At 74.9% G+C, this 16,985-nt stretch carries 13 protein-coding genes; 7 read left to right on the top strand and 6 right to left on the bottom strand.

Features of this window, described 5'->3' with window-relative positions; all coding sequences use genetic code 11:
- Positions 1-243 precede the first annotated feature (243 nt).
- Together OG550_RS28625 and OG550_RS28620 are read left to right on the top strand one after the other, a co-directional pair.
- Positions 244-1,581, top strand: a complete 1,338-nt coding sequence (locus OG550_RS28625; RefSeq protein ID WP_327682344.1) for an FAD binding domain-containing protein — start codon at positions 244-246, stop codon at positions 1,579-1,581.
- 96 nt (positions 1,582-1,677) lie between these two features.
- Positions 1,678-3,618, top strand: coding sequence for a protein kinase domain-containing protein (locus tag OG550_RS28620; protein ID WP_327682342.1), 1,941 nt, complete (start codon positions 1,678-1,680; stop codon positions 3,616-3,618).
- Between the two features lie 160 nt (positions 3,619-3,778).
- Here OG550_RS28620 and OG550_RS28615 read toward each other — a convergent pair whose 3' ends face one another.
- Both OG550_RS28615 and OG550_RS28610 read right to left on the bottom strand, forming a co-directional pair.
- On the bottom strand, positions 3,779-4,354 hold the full coding sequence (locus tag OG550_RS28615; RefSeq protein WP_327682341.1) for a TerD family protein: 576 nt from the start codon (positions 4,352-4,354) through the stop codon (positions 3,779-3,781).
- A gap of 123 nt (positions 4,355-4,477) precedes the next feature.
- Positions 4,478-5,461 (bottom strand): LysR family transcriptional regulator, encoded by a 984-nt coding sequence (locus tag OG550_RS28610; RefSeq protein ID WP_327682339.1) that lies wholly within the window; start codon positions 5,459-5,461, stop codon positions 4,478-4,480.
- 72 nt (positions 5,462-5,533) lie between these two features.
- Between OG550_RS28610 and OG550_RS28605 the strand changes: the two genes are divergently transcribed.
- The 3 genes from OG550_RS28605 to OG550_RS28595 all read left to right on the top strand — a co-directional run bounded on the left by OG550_RS28605 (position 5,534) and on the right by OG550_RS28595 (position 9,790).
- A complete protein-coding gene (locus OG550_RS28605) occupies positions 5,534-6,298 on the top strand; it encodes an SDR family oxidoreductase (protein WP_327682337.1) in 765 nt (254 codons plus the stop codon).
- Positions 6,299-6,698: 400 nt separating this feature from the next.
- Positions 6,699-9,308, top strand: coding sequence for a collagenase (locus OG550_RS28600; RefSeq protein ID WP_327682335.1), 2,610 nt, complete (start codon positions 6,699-6,701; stop codon positions 9,306-9,308).
- 188 nt (positions 9,309-9,496) lie between these two features.
- A complete protein-coding gene (locus OG550_RS28595) occupies positions 9,497-9,790 on the top strand; it encodes a hypothetical protein (protein ID WP_327682333.1) in 294 nt (97 codons plus the stop codon).
- 41 nt (positions 9,791-9,831) lie between these two features.
- Here the strand turns inward: OG550_RS28595 and OG550_RS28590 are convergent, their stop codons facing one another.
- From OG550_RS28590 to OG550_RS28580, 3 genes are read right to left on the bottom strand one after another with little or no spacing between them, the layout of a single operon-like run.
- Entirely contained in the window at positions 9,832-10,419 is a 588-nt protein-coding gene (locus OG550_RS28590; RefSeq protein ID WP_327682331.1) for a hypothetical protein, read from the bottom strand.
- The gene (locus tag OG550_RS28585; RefSeq protein WP_327682329.1) at positions 10,416-11,990 is read right to left on the bottom strand and encodes a glycerol-3-phosphate dehydrogenase/oxidase; all 1,575 of its coding nucleotides are present in this window, start codon (positions 11,988-11,990) and stop codon (positions 10,416-10,418) included. Before OG550_RS28585 ends, OG550_RS28590 begins: the two co-directional genes overlap by 4 nt.
- A gap of 34 nt (positions 11,991-12,024) precedes the next feature.
- On the bottom strand, positions 12,025-12,624 hold the full coding sequence (locus OG550_RS28580) for a TetR/AcrR family transcriptional regulator (protein ID WP_327682327.1): 600 nt from the start codon (positions 12,622-12,624) through the stop codon (positions 12,025-12,027).
- A 20-nt stretch (positions 12,625-12,644) separates the two neighbouring features.
- On the opposite strand from OG550_RS28580, the gene OG550_RS28575 reads away from it, so the two are divergent.
- Both OG550_RS28575 and OG550_RS28570 read left to right on the top strand, forming a co-directional pair.
- On the top strand, positions 12,645-14,267 hold the full coding sequence (locus tag OG550_RS28575) for an FAD-binding oxidoreductase (RefSeq protein ID WP_327682326.1): 1,623 nt from the start codon (positions 12,645-12,647) through the stop codon (positions 14,265-14,267).
- Positions 14,264-15,193 (top strand): diacylglycerol kinase, encoded by a 930-nt coding sequence (locus OG550_RS28570; protein WP_327682324.1) that lies wholly within the window; start codon positions 14,264-14,266, stop codon positions 15,191-15,193. Before OG550_RS28575 ends, OG550_RS28570 begins: the two co-directional genes overlap by 4 nt.
- 74 nt (positions 15,194-15,267) lie before the next feature.
- Here the strand turns inward: OG550_RS28570 and OG550_RS28565 are convergent, their stop codons facing one another.
- The gene (locus OG550_RS28565; RefSeq protein WP_442906188.1) at positions 15,268-16,503 is read right to left on the bottom strand and encodes an IS30 family transposase; all 1,236 of its coding nucleotides are present in this window, start codon (positions 16,501-16,503) and stop codon (positions 15,268-15,270) included.
- Between the last annotated feature and the right edge of the window lie 482 nt (positions 16,504-16,985).

Below are 16,985 nucleotides of genomic sequence, written 5' to 3'. Positions count from 1 at the left end.
CGTTGTTACCACACGGTAGGGTAGGAGCGGACCCGTATGCAACTGGTTGCATAAGAGAGGCGGCGATGCCCCGCCCCCGCCGCCGGCCCCGGCGGCCCCATCGGCCCCCTTCACCCCTCCATCCCCTCCGGCCCCGCCCGTCGCGAACTCCCCCGGTGCTTTGCTGACGGATCGTCAGTTCGCGGCGTATGGTCATCGGACAACGGACGGGGCCGACCGCGGCCCCGGAGAGGGGGCACGGCCGTGCGGGGTGGATCGGTCGCCGTGGTCGGCGGCAGCATCGCGGGGTGCGCGTTCGCCAGGGCCGCCGCCCGGGGCGGGGCGGAGCGGGTCACCGTCCTGGAACGCAGCCCCGGCCGACTGGAGGACCGCGGCGTGGGCCTCTGCGTGGTCCTGGACCGCTACGCCGAACTCGTCCGAGCGGGCCACCTCGACGACGGCATCCGCCACCACCCGCTCACCGAACGCCACTGGGTCGCCGCCGACCCCGGCGGCGCCCACGGCCCGCGCGGCCGGGTGCTCTGGGTCCAGCCGATGACGATGAACTCGTTCCACTGGGGCGTGCTCTGGCAGGGCCTGCGCGAACGCGCCCCGGACGGCGTCGAGTTCCGCGCGGGCACGACCGTCACGGCGGTCGGCGGCGGCGGGACGGCGGACGGTGACCGGGGCAACGGCAACGGCAGCGACGATGTCGGCAGCGGCGGCGGCCGGGACGACCGGCAGGCCTGGGTGGAGACCGCCGACGGACGGGAGCCGTACGACCTGGTGGTCGGCGCCGACGGCCACCGCTCGGTGGTCCGCGCCGCCGTCTGCCCGGACGCCCGGCCCGAGTACGCCGGGTACGTCTGCTGGCGCGGCAGCTTCGACGCCCGCCTGCTCGACCGGCTGCCCGGCGGCGGCGCCCGCTGGCCCGCGCACGAGGTGATCACCGCCTGCTACCCCGGCGGCCAGGTCGTGCTCTACCGCATCCCCGGCCTGACCCCCGGCACCACCCTGGTCAACTGGGTCTTCTACGCATCCGCACCCGCCTGGCTGCGCCCCGTCGACGACACCTCCGCCGACCCCGACGGCATCCCGGCCGGCTCGCTCGACCCCGCCCGCCTCGACGAACTGGCCGAGCTCGCCGACCGCCACCTCCCGCCCTACTGGGCCGAAGTCGTCAACCTGACCCCGGTCGGGCGGATCCTCCTCCAGCCGATCCACGACCTCGCGACCCCGCGCCGCACCGCCGGCCGGCTGCTGCTCGCCGGGGACGCCGCCACCCTGGTCCGCCCGCACAACACCAGCGGCGCGGCCAAGGCACTCCAGGACGCCTGCGCCTTCGAGGCCGCCTGGCGCACGGCCGACGGCTGGGACGACCTGCTGCCCGGGTACGACCGCGAACGCGGCGCCGTGGGGCGGGCGCTGGTCGACCTCGGCCGCCGGCTCGGCCGGGCGCAGGTCACCGGCGCACCGGACTGGACGGCCATCGACGAGGCCGGGATGGCCGACTGGTGGCGCGAACAGCTCGCCGGCACCGGCGGGTTCGGCGGCCTGTCCCTCGACCGGCCGCCGAACTCCACCCCTCCCGGGGCCCGTTGAGCGGTCCGGGCCGAGGCACCGGCACCCCCGCCCCGACGCCGCCCGGTGTCGCGGAGTCCCGCACTCCGGCGCGGCGGGGGTGCCAGGATGTCCGCCATGAACACTGGGGGGCCGGAGACACGGCTCATCGACGACCGCTTCGAACTGCTCGAACGCCTCGGCGGCGGAGGCATGGGCCTGGTCTGGCGGGCCCGTGACACCATGCTGCACCGCGAGGTCGCGCTCAAGGAGGTCCGCCCGCCCGACCCCGCGATGGCCGCCGCAGACCCGGCCGGCGCCCTCGAACTGCGCGAACGCGTCCTGCGCGAAGCCCGCGCCCTCGCCCGCCTCCAGCACCCCAACGTCGCCGTCATCCACCACATCGTCGACACCCCCGGCCACCCCCACCCCTGGCTGGTCATGGAACTCGTCGCCGGCGGCAGCCTCGCCGACCGCATCACCCGCGGCCCGCTCACCGTCCCCGAAGCCGCCCGCATCGGACGCGGCGTCCTCTCCGCCCTGCGCGCCGCCCACACCGCCGGCATCCAGCACCGCGACGTCAAACCCGGCAACGTCCTCCTGCGCACCGACGGCACCCCCGTCCTCACCGACTTCGGCATCGCCGCCATGCAGGACTCCACCGCCCTCACCGCCACCGGCGCCCTCATCGGCTCACCCGAATACATAGCCCCCGAACGCATCCGCGGCGAAGAGGGCAACCCCTCCTCCGACCTCTGGTCACTCGGCATGACCCTCTACGTCGCCGTCGAAGGCCACCACCCGCTGCGCCGCGCCACCACCCTCGCCACCCTCGCCGCCGTCCTCGACGAACCCCTGCCCCCCGCCACCCGCTCCGGCCCCCTCGCCCCCGTCCTCGCCGGCCTCCTCGCCCGCGACCCCGCACTACGCCCCGACGCCGACCAACTCGACCGCGCACTCGCCGCCGCCGAGCTGGGCGCCACCGCGGCGGCCGGACAGAGCGCGACCGCGGCGGCTCCGGCGGCGGCGCACGACAGGACGCTCCTCGACCCGGGCACGCTCGCGGAGCCGCGCGGCGCGGCCGCCGAACGGCGCAGCACGGCCGCAGAGCCGACGGACAGGGAGCCGACGGACGGGGAGGCGGCACCGCAGGAAAGGGAATCGGCACCTCGGGGCGGGTACCCGGAGCCGCAGGGGGAGGAGGCGGCACCGCACGGCGACGGCCCCGCGACCGCCGCCCCCGGCAGCGGGGAGGCGCCCGACGGGCCGGACCGCTCCCGGCCTCCCGTGGAGGAGGCGGCCCCTGCACCCCGGCCGACCGGACCCACCCGGGCGCCCCGGCCCGCACGCCCGCCGAGGCGCAGGCGGACCCCGGTCCTGGCGACCGCGTCCGTGGCCGCCCTGGCGCTGGCCGCCGCACTCGCCTGGAACCTGCTCCCCGACCGGGGCGACGACGACGCCGGGAGCGGAGCGGCCGCCAACGGCACCACCCGACCGGGGAGTTCGTCACCGTCCGCGGCGGGCACCGGGGCCGCCGCCCCGCCCGGGGCCGCCACCGCGTCCGGGAACGCCCCGACCGGTGGAAGCACGACCGGGGCCGGTACGGCCGCGACCGGTACGGGCGGAACCGGTGCGAGCGCTGCGCCAGGCGCAGCCGGGGTGACGGCCCTGCCGGTGTGCACGTCCTCGCAGGTGACCCTGGAGCTGACCGCCTCCCAGGCCTCCTACCCGTCGCAGGAGAAGCCCGGGCTGGTCCTGACCGTCCGCAACACGGCCGCCCAGGACTGCCGGGCGGACCTCGGCCGCACCGCCGCCGGGGTCACCGTCACGGCCGTCTCCGGTGAGCGGGTCTGGTCCTCCGCGGACTGCCCGGACGACCGCGGCGGCGGCTGGGCCCGGATCCCGGCCGGGGACGGGCTGGCCGAGACGTTCACCTGGGACCGCAGCCGCAGCAAGCCGCAGTGCGCCCCGGCGGAGAGGACGCCCGCGCCGGCCGGCAACTACCTGGTGGTGGCCGACCTTTCGGGCGTCTCCGGTGCTCCGCTCGCCGCCCGCACCTCGATCCAGCTGAGGGGCTGACCGCCCGGCCCGCGGACCACCCGGCGCGCACACGCCGGTCCGCGGCCGTGCGCGCCGGGCCGCCCCCGCAGGGCCGGACGACCGCAGCCGGACGGCCCCGGGGAGCGGCGGCACCTCGCGCCGCTCCCCGTCACGCCGCTCGCCGTCACACCGGGAGCCGTCAGACGTTCACGCCGTAGTCGGTGGCGATGCCGCGCAGGCCGGAGGCGTAACCCTGGCCGATGGCGCGGAACTTCCACTCGGCGCCGTTGCGGTACAGCTCGCCGAAGACCATCGCGGTCTCCGTCGAGGCGTCCTCGGTGAGGTCGTAGCGGGCGATCTCCTGGCCGTTGGCCTGGTTGACGACCCGGATGAAGGCGTTGCGGACCTGGCCGAAGCTCTGCAGCCGGGCGTCCGCGTCGTAGATCGACACCGGGAACACCACCTTGGCCACGTCACCCGGCACGGCGGCCAGGTCGACCTTGATCTGCTCGTCGTCGCCGTCGCCGCCACCGGTCAGGTTGTCGCCGCTGTGCTCGACCGAACCGTCGGGGCTGCGAAGGTTGTTGAAGAAGACGAAGTGTCCGTCCGAGACCACCTTGCCGAGCGCGTTGCAGAGCAGCGCGCTCGCGTCCAGGTCGTAGTCGGCGCCGGTGGTGGTCCGCACGTCCCAGCCGAGTCCGATGATGACGGCGGTCAGGCCCGGCGCCTCCTTGGTCAGCGAGACGTTGCCGCCCTTGGCCAGCGAAACTCCCACAGTGCCCTCCTCGGTTGCGCTGCTGCTCTCCCTGGAAAAGAATCTACAACACTGTAGAGATCACGAGAATCCGTCCGACCGAATACGGCCACCTCCGGCCGCCCCGCGATCCCGGACTCCCCCTCACCCGCCGTTCGCGAGCAGCTCCGCCACCTGCGGCGGCAGCAGGCACGCCCGCCGGGCCAGCAGGTCGACGAAGGCCGCCGTCAGCGGGTCGGGCCTGGTCCGGGTGTACGCGACCAGCACGCGCCGCACCGGCGGTTCCGGGCGGCGCACCAGCCCGTCGAACCCCACCGGCACGATGTTGGCCGGCACCAGCGCCGCCCCCAGACCGGCGGCCGCGAGCAGCGGGGCGGCCGCCGTCTGCTCCGTCCGCACGGCCACCCGCGGCCGGAACCCGGCCTCGGCGCAGGCCGCGTCCAGCACGTCGGCCAGCCCGTTGCCGGGGGCGTAGTGCACCCAGTCCCGGTCCGCCAGTTCGGCCAGCGGGACGCGCCGGCACCGGGCCCGCCCCGCACCGTCCGCACCGTCCGGGCCGTCCACGCCTGCCGAGCCGCCTCCGCCCTCCGCGTCCTCCGCGTCCTCCGGGGGCAGCGTCAGCACGAACTCCTCCACGCCCAGCTCCCGGATCGGCCCCTCCCAGTCGGCCGGCGGGGTCCCCACGGCCACGTCCGCCTGGCCGGCCGCCATGGCCGCCCGCAGCTCCTCGTTGTGCGCGTACTCGCGCAGCCGGATCCGCACCCCCGGGTGCGCGCGCCGCCACGTCCGCAGCACCGGCGGCAGGATACCCAGGCTCACCGAGTACACCGTGGCCAACTCCAGCTCCCCACCGTCCAGTCCGGCCGCCGAGCGGGCCGCGGCGCGCAGCCGTTCGGCGTCCGCGAGCGCGGCGCGGGCGTGCGGCAGGACGGCCCGCCCCATCGGCGTCGGCCGCACCGCACGCGGCAGCCGCTCCAGCAGCGCGCCGCCCACCGCCTTCTCCAGCGCCCGCACCTGGTGCGAGAGCGCGGGCTGGGTGACGTGCAGCAGCTCGGCGGCCCGGGTGAAGGAGCCGGTGTCGACGACGGTCACCAGGTACTCGAACTGGCGGAGCGTGGGGGTAGCCATGCAGGCAGTTTATGGCTTTCCCAGAAAACAAGCCTTGGACGCATCCGGCCTGCTCAGCGCAGGGTTGTCGGCATGACCAGCAACCCCGCCCCTTCGCCTCTGCCCCTCGACCTCCCGCTCTCCGGCCGCCGCGTCGTCGTGGTCGGCGCCGGCTCCAACACCGGCCGCGCCCTCGCCCGCGCCGCCTCCGCCGCCGGAGCCGGACTCGTCCTCGCCGGGCCCGACCCCCGCAAGCTGGAGTGGACCGCCGGCGAGCTCACCGGCCCGGCGGAGGTCGTCCCCGTGGACCTCGCCGACGAGGACTCGATCGCCGCCCTCGCCGCCGCCACCGGCCGGTTCGACCACCTGGTCTCCACCGCCGCCATGCCCGCCAACGGCCCGCTCGCCGAGCTCGAACTCGCGGACGTCCACCGCGCGTTCGCCGCCAAGGTCTACGGACCGCTGCTGCTCGCCAAGCACCTCGCCCCGCAGGCCGCGACCGACAGCCCCGACGGCGCGTCCTTCACCTTCTTCTCCGGCGTCGCCGCCTGGCGCCCCGCCCCCGCCCGCACCGTGATGGCCACCACCAACGGCGCCCTGGCCTTCCTCGTCCAGGCCCTGGCCGTCGAGATCGCCCCGGTCCGGGTCAACGCCGTCTCCCCCGGCATCGTCGACACCGGCGCCTGGGACCGGATGGGCGCCGACAAGAGCGCGTTCCTGCGCTCCGTCGCCGACCGCAACCCCGCCCGCCGCACCGGCACCACCGAGGACCTCGTCCGCGCCGTCACCTTCGCCATGACCAGCCCGTTCGTCACCGGCACGGTCCTCCACGTCGACGGCGGCGGCCGCCTCGCCTGAGCCTTCGAGCGTCGGCCGCCGCCCGGCCCCCGGTGGGCGGCGGCCGACGGGGACGACCGCGGCCGGCGGGCCCCGCGACGCCCCGGCCCGGGGCGCAGTTCGGCCAGTCCGCGCGGTCCCGCCGGTCCGCGCGGCTGCGGCGACCTCCCGGCCCGCGCCCCGGCGGCGGCCCACCGCCCGCGGGCCGCCCGCCGGCCGGTCGGGACCGGTCCCCGCCGCCGCAGGTCAGCCACAGCCCGGACACCCGGCGGGGCGCCGTGGGCGGCGAGGTGGCCGAAACCTTCGTGTGATATGACCTGTGACATTGTTCTGATGTTCATTCGGTGGCAGGATCCACGCCGATCTCCTTCCTTCAGCTTGACCCCACGTCAGGCTGCCCCCACTCGACGAAGGACTCGGCGTGCACCTGCGCATACGTCTCTCCACGCTCGCAGCCGGCGTCGTCGCCTGTTGCGCCACGGCCGCCGCCGTGCTGCCGGCCCAGGCCTTCGCGGCACCCCCCGCCGTCACCGCCGCACCGTCCGCGACCGCCCCGACGGCCCCGACCGGGACGGCCGCGGCCACGGCCGCGGCTCTCGCCGCCGCCGCCGCGAAGCCGGCGGGACCGTCCACGGCCGGCGCGGCGACGGGGTCCGAGCACCCCGGCGCGCCCGCCGCGCCACTGCCCGCGGCCCTGCTCGGCGAGACCCTCATGGGCGAACCGGCCACCACGGCCCCGCAGACCCCGGCCACCGCCCTCGCCCGGCCCGAGTCCCCCGCGGCGCGCGCCCAGTCGGGCACCGAGGCCGCCGCAGCGACCTGCACCCCGGCCGACTTCGCCTCCCACACCGGCGCCGACCTGGTCGCCTTCCTCAAGAGCTCGACCCCGGACTGCGTCTCCGCGCTCTTCAACAACGGCGGCACCGACCCGGGCATCTTCCAGCAGTCCCGGATGCTGACCGTCGCGGCCGCCTTCAAGGACCTCGCGGCCACCTACACCGGCGACAACTCGACCGGCATCCTGCAGCTGGTGCTCTACCTGCGGGTGGGCTACTACATCCAGTCCTACTACCCCGACGCGGCGGGGCCGTACACCGGCGCGCTCACCACCGCCGTCAAGGCCGGACTGGACGCCTTCTTCGCCGGCTCCCGCTGGCACGACGTCACCGAGGACAACGGCCGCGTGCTCAAGGAGGTGCTGACGCAGACCGACAGCGCCAACATCCAGGCCGACTACCTGCCCGTCTACAAGCGCGTGCTGGACGACTACGACAACTCGTACAACGCGTTCCCGCAGATGGTCAGCGCGGTCAACTCCGTGCTGAGGTTCCCGCTCTGGCGGGGCAACACCAACTCGAACTTCGTCAGCGCGCTCGGCTCCTACCCGAGCCTCGTCACCTCGCTCGCCGACTTCGCGATCAAGCACAAGGACCTGCTCAACGGGCCCAACTCCGTCCTCGACACCAACGCGGGCAACGACCTCGCCCGGATGGCCGGCAGCAGCCCCGCCGTCGAGGCCGTGGCGAAGCCGCAGGTCAAGCGGGTGCTGGACGCCGCCCCGCTCCTCACGCCCGACGCGGCGCTGTACGTCTACACGGCCGTCCAGGCCGCCTACTACAACAGCAGCCAGTGCTCGTACTACGGCATCTGCAACCTGCCCGCCAAGCTCACCTCGGTGGTCCTGCCGAACCAGCTGGCCTGCGACAACCGCACCCTCCAGGCCCAGGCCCTGTCGGCCGCCGAACTGGCCGCCGTCTGCACGAGCCTGCGCAACCAGGACGCGTTCTTCCACAACGTGGTCAAGGACGACGGGCCGATCCCGAACCAGTACGCCAAGACCGTCACCTTCGGGATCTTCGCCAACAAGACCGACTACACCACCTACTCGTGGGCGATCTTCGGCAACTCGACGGACAACGGCGGCCAGACCGTCATGGACGCCACCGACCCCGACCGCCGCGCCGCCACCGTGATGTACCAGAAGGCCTGGAACAACAGCGACCCCGCCCGGGTGTGGAACCTCAACCACGAGTACACGCACTACCTCGACAGCATCTACGACATGAAGGGCAACTACAACACCCAGACGTCCGTCCCCGACATCTGGTGGGTCGAGGGCCTCGCCGAGTACATCTCCTACAGCTACCGCGCCACCACCGACACCGACGCGATGGCCCAGGCCGCCCTGCACACCTACAAGCTCAGCACCATCCTCCAGAACACCTACGGCAACTCGGACTCGACCCGGGTCTACCCGTGGGGCTACCTGGCCGTCCGGTACATGCTGGAGAAGCACCCGGCCGACGTCCAGGCCATGCTGGCCCGCTTCCGCACCGGTGACTACGCCGGCGGCTACGCGGTCTACAACAGCGTCGGCACCTCCTACGACGCCGACTTCGACGCCTGGCTCACCGCCTGCGCCGCCGGCGCCTGCTACGCCGCCGGCCCGACCGCCCTGTTCGACGCGCCGGTGAACGGCGCGACCGTCAACGTGACCGAGCGGGCCGTGCAGACCGGCCCGGGCCGGATCACCTCCTGGCGCTGGACCTTCGGCGACGGCACCTCCTCGGACGAGCGCAACCCGAGCCACACCTACGCGGCGGCCGGCTCCTACACCGTCGCCCTGACCGCCACCGACGACACCGGCCGGACCGCCACCACCGCGACCACGGTCACCGTGACGGCCGCCCCGGTCGCCCTGCCGAACTGCACCGAGCAGCGCACCGACGCGATGGGCCGCAACTGCTCGCGGACCGGCCGCGCCGCGACCGCCGGGAACACCGACTACCTGTACGTCTACCTGCCCGCCGGCACCACCACCCTGAAGGTCACCACCTCCGGCGGCACCGGCACCGCGCACCTGTACTACAACGCGGGCACCTGGGCCTCGCCGAGCGCCTTCACCGCCTCCTCCACCGCCACCGGCACCACCCAGTCCCTCACCGTCACCAACCCCACCGCCGGCTACCGCTACCTCAGCCTGTACGCGGTCACCGACTTCAGCGGGGTCACGGTCAGCACCCGGTTCTGACCCCCGGCCCGCCGGAGCCGACCAGGCTCCGGGCGGTCCGTGAGCGCGCCCGGCCGGGGCTCCCCGGCCGGGCGCGTCCGCGTCGGCGGTCCCGTCCGCCCCGCGTCGGCGGTCCCGGCCCGGACCGGAGCGCGGACGTAGACTGACGTGGTCGTGCGGGGGACTCGGCGGACCCCGGGAGGTCATCCATGCGCCAGCGGCACAGCTTCCGTCTCGACCGGGCCGGACGCTCCGTCACGGTGAACGTGCGGTCCGGCCGGATCACCGAGACCGAGCTGCTGGTGGACGGCAGGGAGGTCGCCTTCCACCGCGTCCACGGGTACGGCGTCTACCCGCTCACCCTGGCCGCCCACCTGCCCGGGGAGCCCCCGCTGCCGCTCGCCGTCCGGCTGGAGCGCAGCGGCGCGCCCGGGCGGCCACTGACCTGCGTCCTGGAGACCGGCGGCGCCGAGCACCCGATGCCGGAGCGCACGGGGCACTGAACACCCGGACGCGCCGGGCGGCGCAGCCGCCGCACAGCGGTTCAGTCCCAGTACGGCGAGGTGAACCCGTCCACCTGGAGCCCGGACCGCCGGGCCGCCCCGACGGCCTCCTCGGCCGGGCCGGGCCCGCCGAGGTACATGTAGTAGTCGTACCCGAAGTGGGCGAAGAAGCCGTCCGGGCCGGACAGCAGGCACCAGACGAACTCCTCCCGGAGCATCGACCGCGCCAGCTCGACGGCGTCGTCGATCGCGAGTTCGTCACCCTCGCCCACCCGCCCCCACCAGGTGCTCTCGGGCTCGATCTCCAGCGACGCCACCCGGACGGCCGAGACCCCGTAGGCCGCCGCGAACCCGCGGACCGCCGCGAGGTAGCGCTCCTCCGTCTCCGCGTAGGCCTCGGCGGTGAGCACCTCCCCGCCGAACGAGCAGCCGATGTCCGAGTGGGACGTCCAGGCCGGACGCGCCCCGGTCCGCTCCTCCTCGGTGTACTTGACGACCCGGTACTGGACCAGCCCCTCCAGGCGCTCCTCCCCCGGCACCGCCGACGCCCCGGCCGCATCCGGCGCCCCGTTCACGCCCGGTGCCCCGACCGCATCCGACGCCCCGGTGACGCCCGGTGCCCCGGTCACGCCCGGTCCGCCTTCGCGACGATCTCCGCGACGGCCGCCCGGGCCCGTTCCGCGTCCGCCGGGACCAGGCCGATCCTGGTCCGGCGGTGCAGCACGTCCCCGACGTCCAGCGCGCCCTCGTGCGTCATGGCGTACGCGATCTCGGCACGGCTCACGTCGACGCCCTCCACCACCGGCGCCGCGTACCCGGCCCCGAGCGCCTCGCCCGCGGCGAGCACCTCGCGGGCCGCACCGCCGTGCCGGGCGACCAGGGAGGCCGGTACCTCGCCCTCGGGGCAGGGCCGGCTGTCGCGGTGTCCGGGCGCGCCGACCAGGGGCAGCCGGGTGGTCCAGCAGTCACGGGCGGGCAGGCCGCGCAGACGGACGGCGGTGTCGACCGCGTCCTCGGCCATCCGGCGGTAGGTGGTGAGCTTGCCGCCGACCACCGTGATCACCCCGTCGGGCGACTCCAGCACCGCGTGCTGCCGGGAGATGTCGGCGGTGGCGCCGTCGCCGGTGTCGATCAGCGGCCGCAGCCCGGCGAACGCGCCGCGCACGTCGGCCCTGGTCAGGGCGGTCTCCAGGGCCGCGTTGACGGTGTCGAGGAGGAAGTCGAGTTCGGCGTCGGTGGGCTCGGGCTCGTCCGGGATCGGGCCGGGCGCGTCCTCGTCGGTGAGACCGATCGCGACCCGGCCGAGCTGCTGGGGCAGCGCGAAGACGAACCGGCTGGTGGAACCGGGCACGGGGACGGTCAGCGCCGCCGTGGGCCGGCCGAGCGCGGCGGCGTCGACGACCAGGTGGGTGCCCCGGCTGGGCCGCAGCCGGATCGACGGGTCCACCTCGCCGGCCCAGACACCGGTGGCGTTGACGACGGCCCGCGCGGTCAGGGCGAACGACTGGCCGGTGAGCTGGTCGGTGAGCCGGGCACCGCCTCCCGTCACCTCGTCGGCGCGGACCCGGGTGAGCACGGAGACGCCGTACTGCGCCGCCGTCCGGGCGAGGGCGACCACCAGCCGTGCGTCGTCGACGAGTTGGCCGTCGTGGGCGACGAGCGCGCCGTTCAGGCCGGCCGTCCGCAGGCCCGGCACCAGTCCGCGGGCGCGGTCGGCACCGACCCGGCGGACCCGGGGCAGCAGCGCGCCGGGGGTGCGGGCGCTCAGCCGCAGGGCGTCCCCCGCGAGAAAGCCGGCCCGGACCAGTGCGGCCTGCCCCGGGCGGAACAACCCGTCGATCAGCGGCACGAGTTGGGGCAGCGAACGGACCAGGTGGGGGGCGGTGCGGGTCATCAGCACGCCGCGTTCGAGGGCGCTCTCCCGGGCCACCCCGATCCGCCCGGAGGCCAGGTAGCGCAGGCCGCCGTGGACCAGCTTGGAGCTCCAGCGGCTGGTCCCGAAGGCGAGGTCGCGGGACTCGACGAGCACGGTGCAGAGCCCGCGCGCGGCCGCGTCGAGGGCGACCCCGGCGCCGGTGACGCCGCCGCCGATGACCAGCAGGTCCACGACGGGTTCGGCGGCGAGTGCTTCGAGGTCCAACTCCCGTCGGCGGGCGCTGAGTCGGGTGGTCCCGGCGAAGGGTCCGGCGGTGGTGGTCATCTGCGGCCTCCGTGGCGGGTGGCGTTGCTGCGGTTCACGGCGCGAGGTATCCGTCCAGGGCGCGGGCCAGTTCGCGCCGCCAGGCGGCCTCGGAGAGCAACTGCGCGACCATCCGGTGCGACTGTACGGTGGACTGGGCGATCAGCAGCACCATGGCGGCGAGTTCGACCGGTTCCCCGGCCCGGATCGAGCCGTGCCGCTGCCCCTGCGCGATGCCGGCGCGGAGCGCTTCGAGCAGACCGCGCTGGCTGGTGCCGAGGCGTTCGACCACGTACTCGAAGAGCGTGTCGGAGTCGGCGGACCGCAGCAGCGCTCCGAGCACCGGGTGGTCGCGCAGCCGGACGGCGACCTCGACGACGCCGTCGACGAACGCCGCCCGGTCCGCCCCGGCCAGCCGGACGGCGCCCTGGGTGGCCGCGATCTCCCGGGTCAGCAGTGCGCCGATCACCGCACGGACGTCCGGCCAGCGCCGGTAGACGGTCGGCCGGCTGACCCCGGCGCGCCGTGCGATCTCCGCCAACTGGGTGCGGCGCACGCCGAGCTGGACGACCAGCTCGGCGGCGGCGTCGAGGATGGCGTCGTCGGTCCCGCGGGGCTCGGGCGACCGGTCGGAGTCATCGTTACTACTTGACATGATGTGTAACACTGTAACGCATGACCCCCGAGACGCAAGCGGCCACGGCCCCCGCCGCGCTGCCGCTCCCCCCGATGAAGTGGGACGCCTGGGGCGACCCGGCCCTCGCCAAGGAGCTCTCCGCCGACGTCAAGGGCCTGCTCGCCGCCGCCCTCGGCGTCACCGGCGACGCCGCACCCGGCCCGGACGCCTCGGACGTCGTGCTCCGGCCGTCCGCCCTGACCCCGGACGACCTCGCGGCCCTCGCCGCCGTCGTCGGCGAGGCGCACGTCAGCGCCGCCGACGCCGACCGCCTCCCCCGGGCCGGCGGCAAGTCCACCCCCGACCTGCTGCGCCGCCGCAGCCGCGAGCCGCAGGACGCCCCCGACGCGGTCGTGCTGCCCGGCGGCGAGGACGAGATCACCGCCCTGCTGGCACTCTGCGCCGAACGCCGCATCGCCGTCGTCCCGTTCGGCGGCGGCACCAGCGTGGTCGGCGGGCTGGACCCGGAGCGCGGCGGGCTCACCGCCGTCGTCTCGCTGGACCTGCGCCGCCTCGACGGACTGCTCGACCTCGACGCCACCTCCGGCGAGGCCGTCCTCGGCGCGGGCGTCACCGGCCCGGCGGCGGAGGCGCTGCTCGCCGAGCACGGCTTCGAACTCGGCCACTACCCGCAGAGCTTCCGCTTCGCCACCATCGGCGGCTTCGCGGCCACCCGCTCGTCCGGCCAGGACTCGGCCGGGTACGGGCGGTTCGACGAGATGGTGCGCGGCCTGCGCGTCGTCACCCCGGCCGGCACCCTCGACCTCGGGCGCGCCCCCGCCTCCGCCGCCGGACCGGACCTGCGGGAACTGTTCCTCGGCTCGGAGGGCACCCTCGGCGTGATCACCGCCGTCCGGGTGCGCGTCCACCCCGTCCCGGCCGCCAAGGCCCACGAGGCCTGGTCCTTCCCCGACTTCGCCACCGGCGCGGCCGCCCTGCGCGCGGTGGAGCAGCAGGGCACCGGCCCGACCGTCATCCGGCTCTCCGACGAGGCCGAGACCATGGTCAACCTCGCGATGACCGAGAGGATCGGCGGCGAGCCGGCGGTCACCGGCTGCCTGGCCGTCACCGTCTTCGAGGGCGCCGCCGACCAGGTCGCCGCACGGCACGAGGCGACCCGGGCCGTCCTGCTCGCGGCCGGCGGCACCTCGCTCGGCGAGGCGCCCGCCCGGGCCTGGGAGCACGGCCGGTTCAACGCCCCCTACCTGCGGGACTCCCTGCTCAGCGCGGGCGCGCTCTGCGAGACCCTCGAAACCGCCACCTCCTGGCGGCAGTTGGCCGACCTCCGGCTCGCCGTCACGACCGCGCTCACCGAGGCCCTCCCCGGCGCCCTCGTGCTCTGCCACATCTCCCACGTCTACCCGACCGGGGCCTCGCTCTACTTCACCGTCGTCGCCGCCCTCGGCGAGGAACCGCTGACCCGCTGGGGCGCCGCCAAGCGCGCCGCCTGCGACGCCATCGTGGCGACCGGCGGCACCATCACCCACCACCACGCGGTCGGCGCCGACCACCGCCCCTGGATGACGGACGAGGTCGGCGAGCTGGGCGTGCGCATCCTGCGCGCCGTCAAGGCCGAGCTGGACCCGGCGGGCATCCTCAACCCGGGGAAGCTGATCCCGTGAGCGGCCGGAGAACCATCGCCCGCGTCGTTCTCCTCACCAACCCCGCAGCGGCCGCCGGACACGCCGAACCGGCGGCCCGCCGCGCCACCGCCCGCCTGCGCGACCTCGGTGTCACCGTGGACGCGCGGGCGGGCGGTTCCGCCGCCGAGTCCCTCGAACTCGCCCGCGCCGCCGTCGACTCCGGCTCCCCCGGCGCCTCCCCCTGCGACGCCCTGGTCGTCGTCGGCGGCGACGGCATGGTCAACTTCGGCATCCAGGCCGTCGCCGGGACGTCCGTCCCCCTCGGCGTCATACCGGCCGGCACCGGCAACGACCACGCCCGCGCCTACGGCCTGCCGCGCGACAGCCCCGAGGCCGCCGCCGACGTCGTCGCCGCCGGCCACACCCGCACCGTCGACCTCGGCCGCGTCACCGCCGCCGACGGGAGCACCCGCTGGTTCGGCTCGGTGCTCGCCAGCGGCTTCGACTCGCTGGTCAGCGACCGCACCAACCGCCTCCGCTGGCCGCGCGGCCGGATGCGCTACAACCTCGCCATCGCGGTCGAGTTCGCCAACCTCCGGCCCCTCCCCTTCCGCCTCACCCTCGCCGACGGCACCGAGATCACCCGCGACCTCACCCTCGCCGCCGTCGGCAACACCAGCAGCTACGGCGGCGGCATGCTCATCTGCCCCGACGCCGACCCCGCCGACGGCCTCCTCGACCTCACCCTCGTCGACGCCATGCCCCGCCACCGCGTCGCCCGCTTCTTCCCCACCCTCTTCAAGGGCACCCACGTCCGGCGCCCCGAGGTCACCACCCACCGCACCACCGCCGTCCGCATCGACTCCCCCGGCATCACCGCCTACGCCGACGGCGAGTTCATGGCCCCCCTCCCCGTCGAGGTCACCGTCACCCCGGGAGCCCTGAACCTCCTCACCCCCGCCTGACCCCCGCACCCCCGAACACCGCAGGGCCCCGCGGCATCCTTGGGTTCAAGGGGTCGTCGCAACACCACTTGGTTTTAGGTGGTGAGTAGATCACGTAGACGCTCGGCTGGGGTATCCCAGCCGAGCGTCTTGCGTGGGCGGCCGTTGAGTTCTTGGGCGACGTGTTCGAGGTCTTCGGGGCTGTGCGGGCTGAGGTCGGTTCCCTTCGGGAAGTACTGCCGCAGGAGCCCGTTCGTGTTCTCGTTCGAACCGCGTTGCCAGGGTGAGGCGGGGTCGCAGAAGTAGACGGGCATGCCGGTGGCCATGGTGAACTGCCTGTGGCGTGCCATCTCGCCGCCCTGGTCCCAGGTGAGGGAGCCGCGCAGGTGGGCGGGCAGGGTCTGGATGGTGCGGACGAGGCCGTCGCGGACGGTCTCGGCGTCGTGGGCACCGCCCGGCAGGTGGACCAGCATGGTGTAACGGGTGCTGCGCTCGACCAGGGTGGCGATCGCGGAGCGGCCGCCCGCGCCGATGATCAGGTCCCCTTCCCAGTGACCGGGCACGGCCCGGTCCTCGACGTCGGCGGGTCGGTCGCTGATCATCACCATCGGGTCGATGAACCGCGGGGTGCGCCGCTCGGGGTCGCGGCGGGGTTTGCGGCGGGTCCGGCCGGAGCGGACGGCTGCCTGTACTTCCCGTTTCAGGCCGCCACGGGCCTGGAAGTACAGCGCCTGGTAGATCGTTTCCACGCTCACCCGCATGCTCTCGTCGTCGGGATGCTCCGTCGGTAGAGCGTGGCAGATCTGTTCCGGTGACCACCGGACGCGCAGTCTGTCCTGCACGAAGCCGCGCAGTCGTCCCTCGCGCAGCAGCTTGCGCTCCTTGGGCCGGGGCCTGCGTGCGGCGGCCGCCCGGTGGGCCGCGTAGGGCTGGTATCCCTTGCCGCCCGAGTTCGCGTCGATCTCCCGCTTGACCGTGCTCGCCGGCCGCCCCAGGGCACGTCCGATCGCCCGCAACGACTGACCGAGTGCCTGGAGATCCCGTATCCGTTCGCGCTCGGCCAGTGTCAGGAACCTCGGGTGCAGTTGCTGTTCCAGGGCCGTCAGGCCCACTGGTGCCGTGGTCACACCGCACATCGTGACGGTCCCGGTGGCGTAGTCGACACGGCGGCCGTCGGGATAGGTCCGCGTCATGGCACTCTTCTTGACGCCCTGGTCCCAGTCCCTGGCCGTGCGCTCGCTCACACCGACCCGCCGGGCCGCCTCCTGACGCGCGACACCCCCGGCCCGGAGCCGCTCGTACTCGTCGCGCCCGGGGTGCCGCCGTGGCAGGCGCACCGAGCTCTGTCCGGCCTTCCGGGCCCAGCCGAAGGCGGTGTTCCGGTTCATCCCCAGCTCACGCGCCACCACGGTCACGTTCCCCACGGCATCCAGCCGCGCAAGGAAACGCTCCCTCAACCCCGAAAGATCATCGCGTCCAACGCCCACGGTCCCCGCAACTCCCATCGATCACGGGTGTTGCGAGGACCGTTAGAACCCAAGATCCGCCACGGGGCCCTTCCGGCACAGCGGCCGCGGGGAAGGCGCCGCCACCGCCACCGCCCCCGCCCCCGAACGCCCGGCCGCCGGCTCCCCGGCGACCGCCGTTCGGCGTGGAATCCGTCCGGTGGTGCCGACACGGCAAGCCCCTCGGAATTCCGGAGCAGCCCCGCCCGAAGGCCTGGCGAACAGGAATTCCCGCGCGAAGCCTAACGTCCGTTCGCGAACGTGATCCATCGGCGACCGGCGCACCGGCAGTGGTGAAACGAACAGGG

The organism is Kitasatospora sp. NBC_00458 (assembly GCF_036013975.1).
GTDB lineage: Bacteria > Actinomycetota > Actinomycetes > Streptomycetales > Streptomycetaceae > Kitasatospora.
The sequence above is the reverse complement of the archived record's forward strand: the minus strand, read 5'-3'. Positions and strand labels throughout refer to the sequence as shown.

What these genes read in the sequence shown, in the direction of transcription:
- OG550_RS28595 (WP_327682333.1), top strand. Translation starts at nt 9,497, where the DNA reads ATGCGCCAGCGGCACAGCTTCCGTCTCGACCGGGCCGGACGCTCCGTC.
- OG550_RS28585 (WP_327682329.1), bottom strand. Translation starts at nt 11,990, where the DNA reads ATGACCACCACCGCCGGACCCTTCGCCGGGACCACCCGACTCAGCGCC.
- OG550_RS28580 (WP_327682327.1), bottom strand. Translation starts at nt 12,624, where the DNA reads ATGTCAAGTAGTAACGATGACTCCGACCGGTCGCCCGAGCCCCGCGGG.
- OG550_RS28620 (WP_327682342.1), top strand. Translation starts at nt 1,678, where the DNA reads ATGAACACTGGGGGGCCGGAGACACGGCTCATCGACGACCGCTTCGAA.
- OG550_RS28605 (WP_327682337.1), top strand. Translation starts at nt 5,534, where the DNA reads ATGACCAGCAACCCCGCCCCTTCGCCTCTGCCCCTCGACCTCCCGCTC.
- OG550_RS28610 (WP_327682339.1), bottom strand. Translation starts at nt 5,461, where the DNA reads ATGGCTACCCCCACGCTCCGCCAGTTCGAGTACCTGGTGACCGTCGTC.
- OG550_RS28575 (WP_327682326.1), top strand. Translation starts at nt 12,645, where the DNA reads ATGACCCCCGAGACGCAAGCGGCCACGGCCCCCGCCGCGCTGCCGCTC.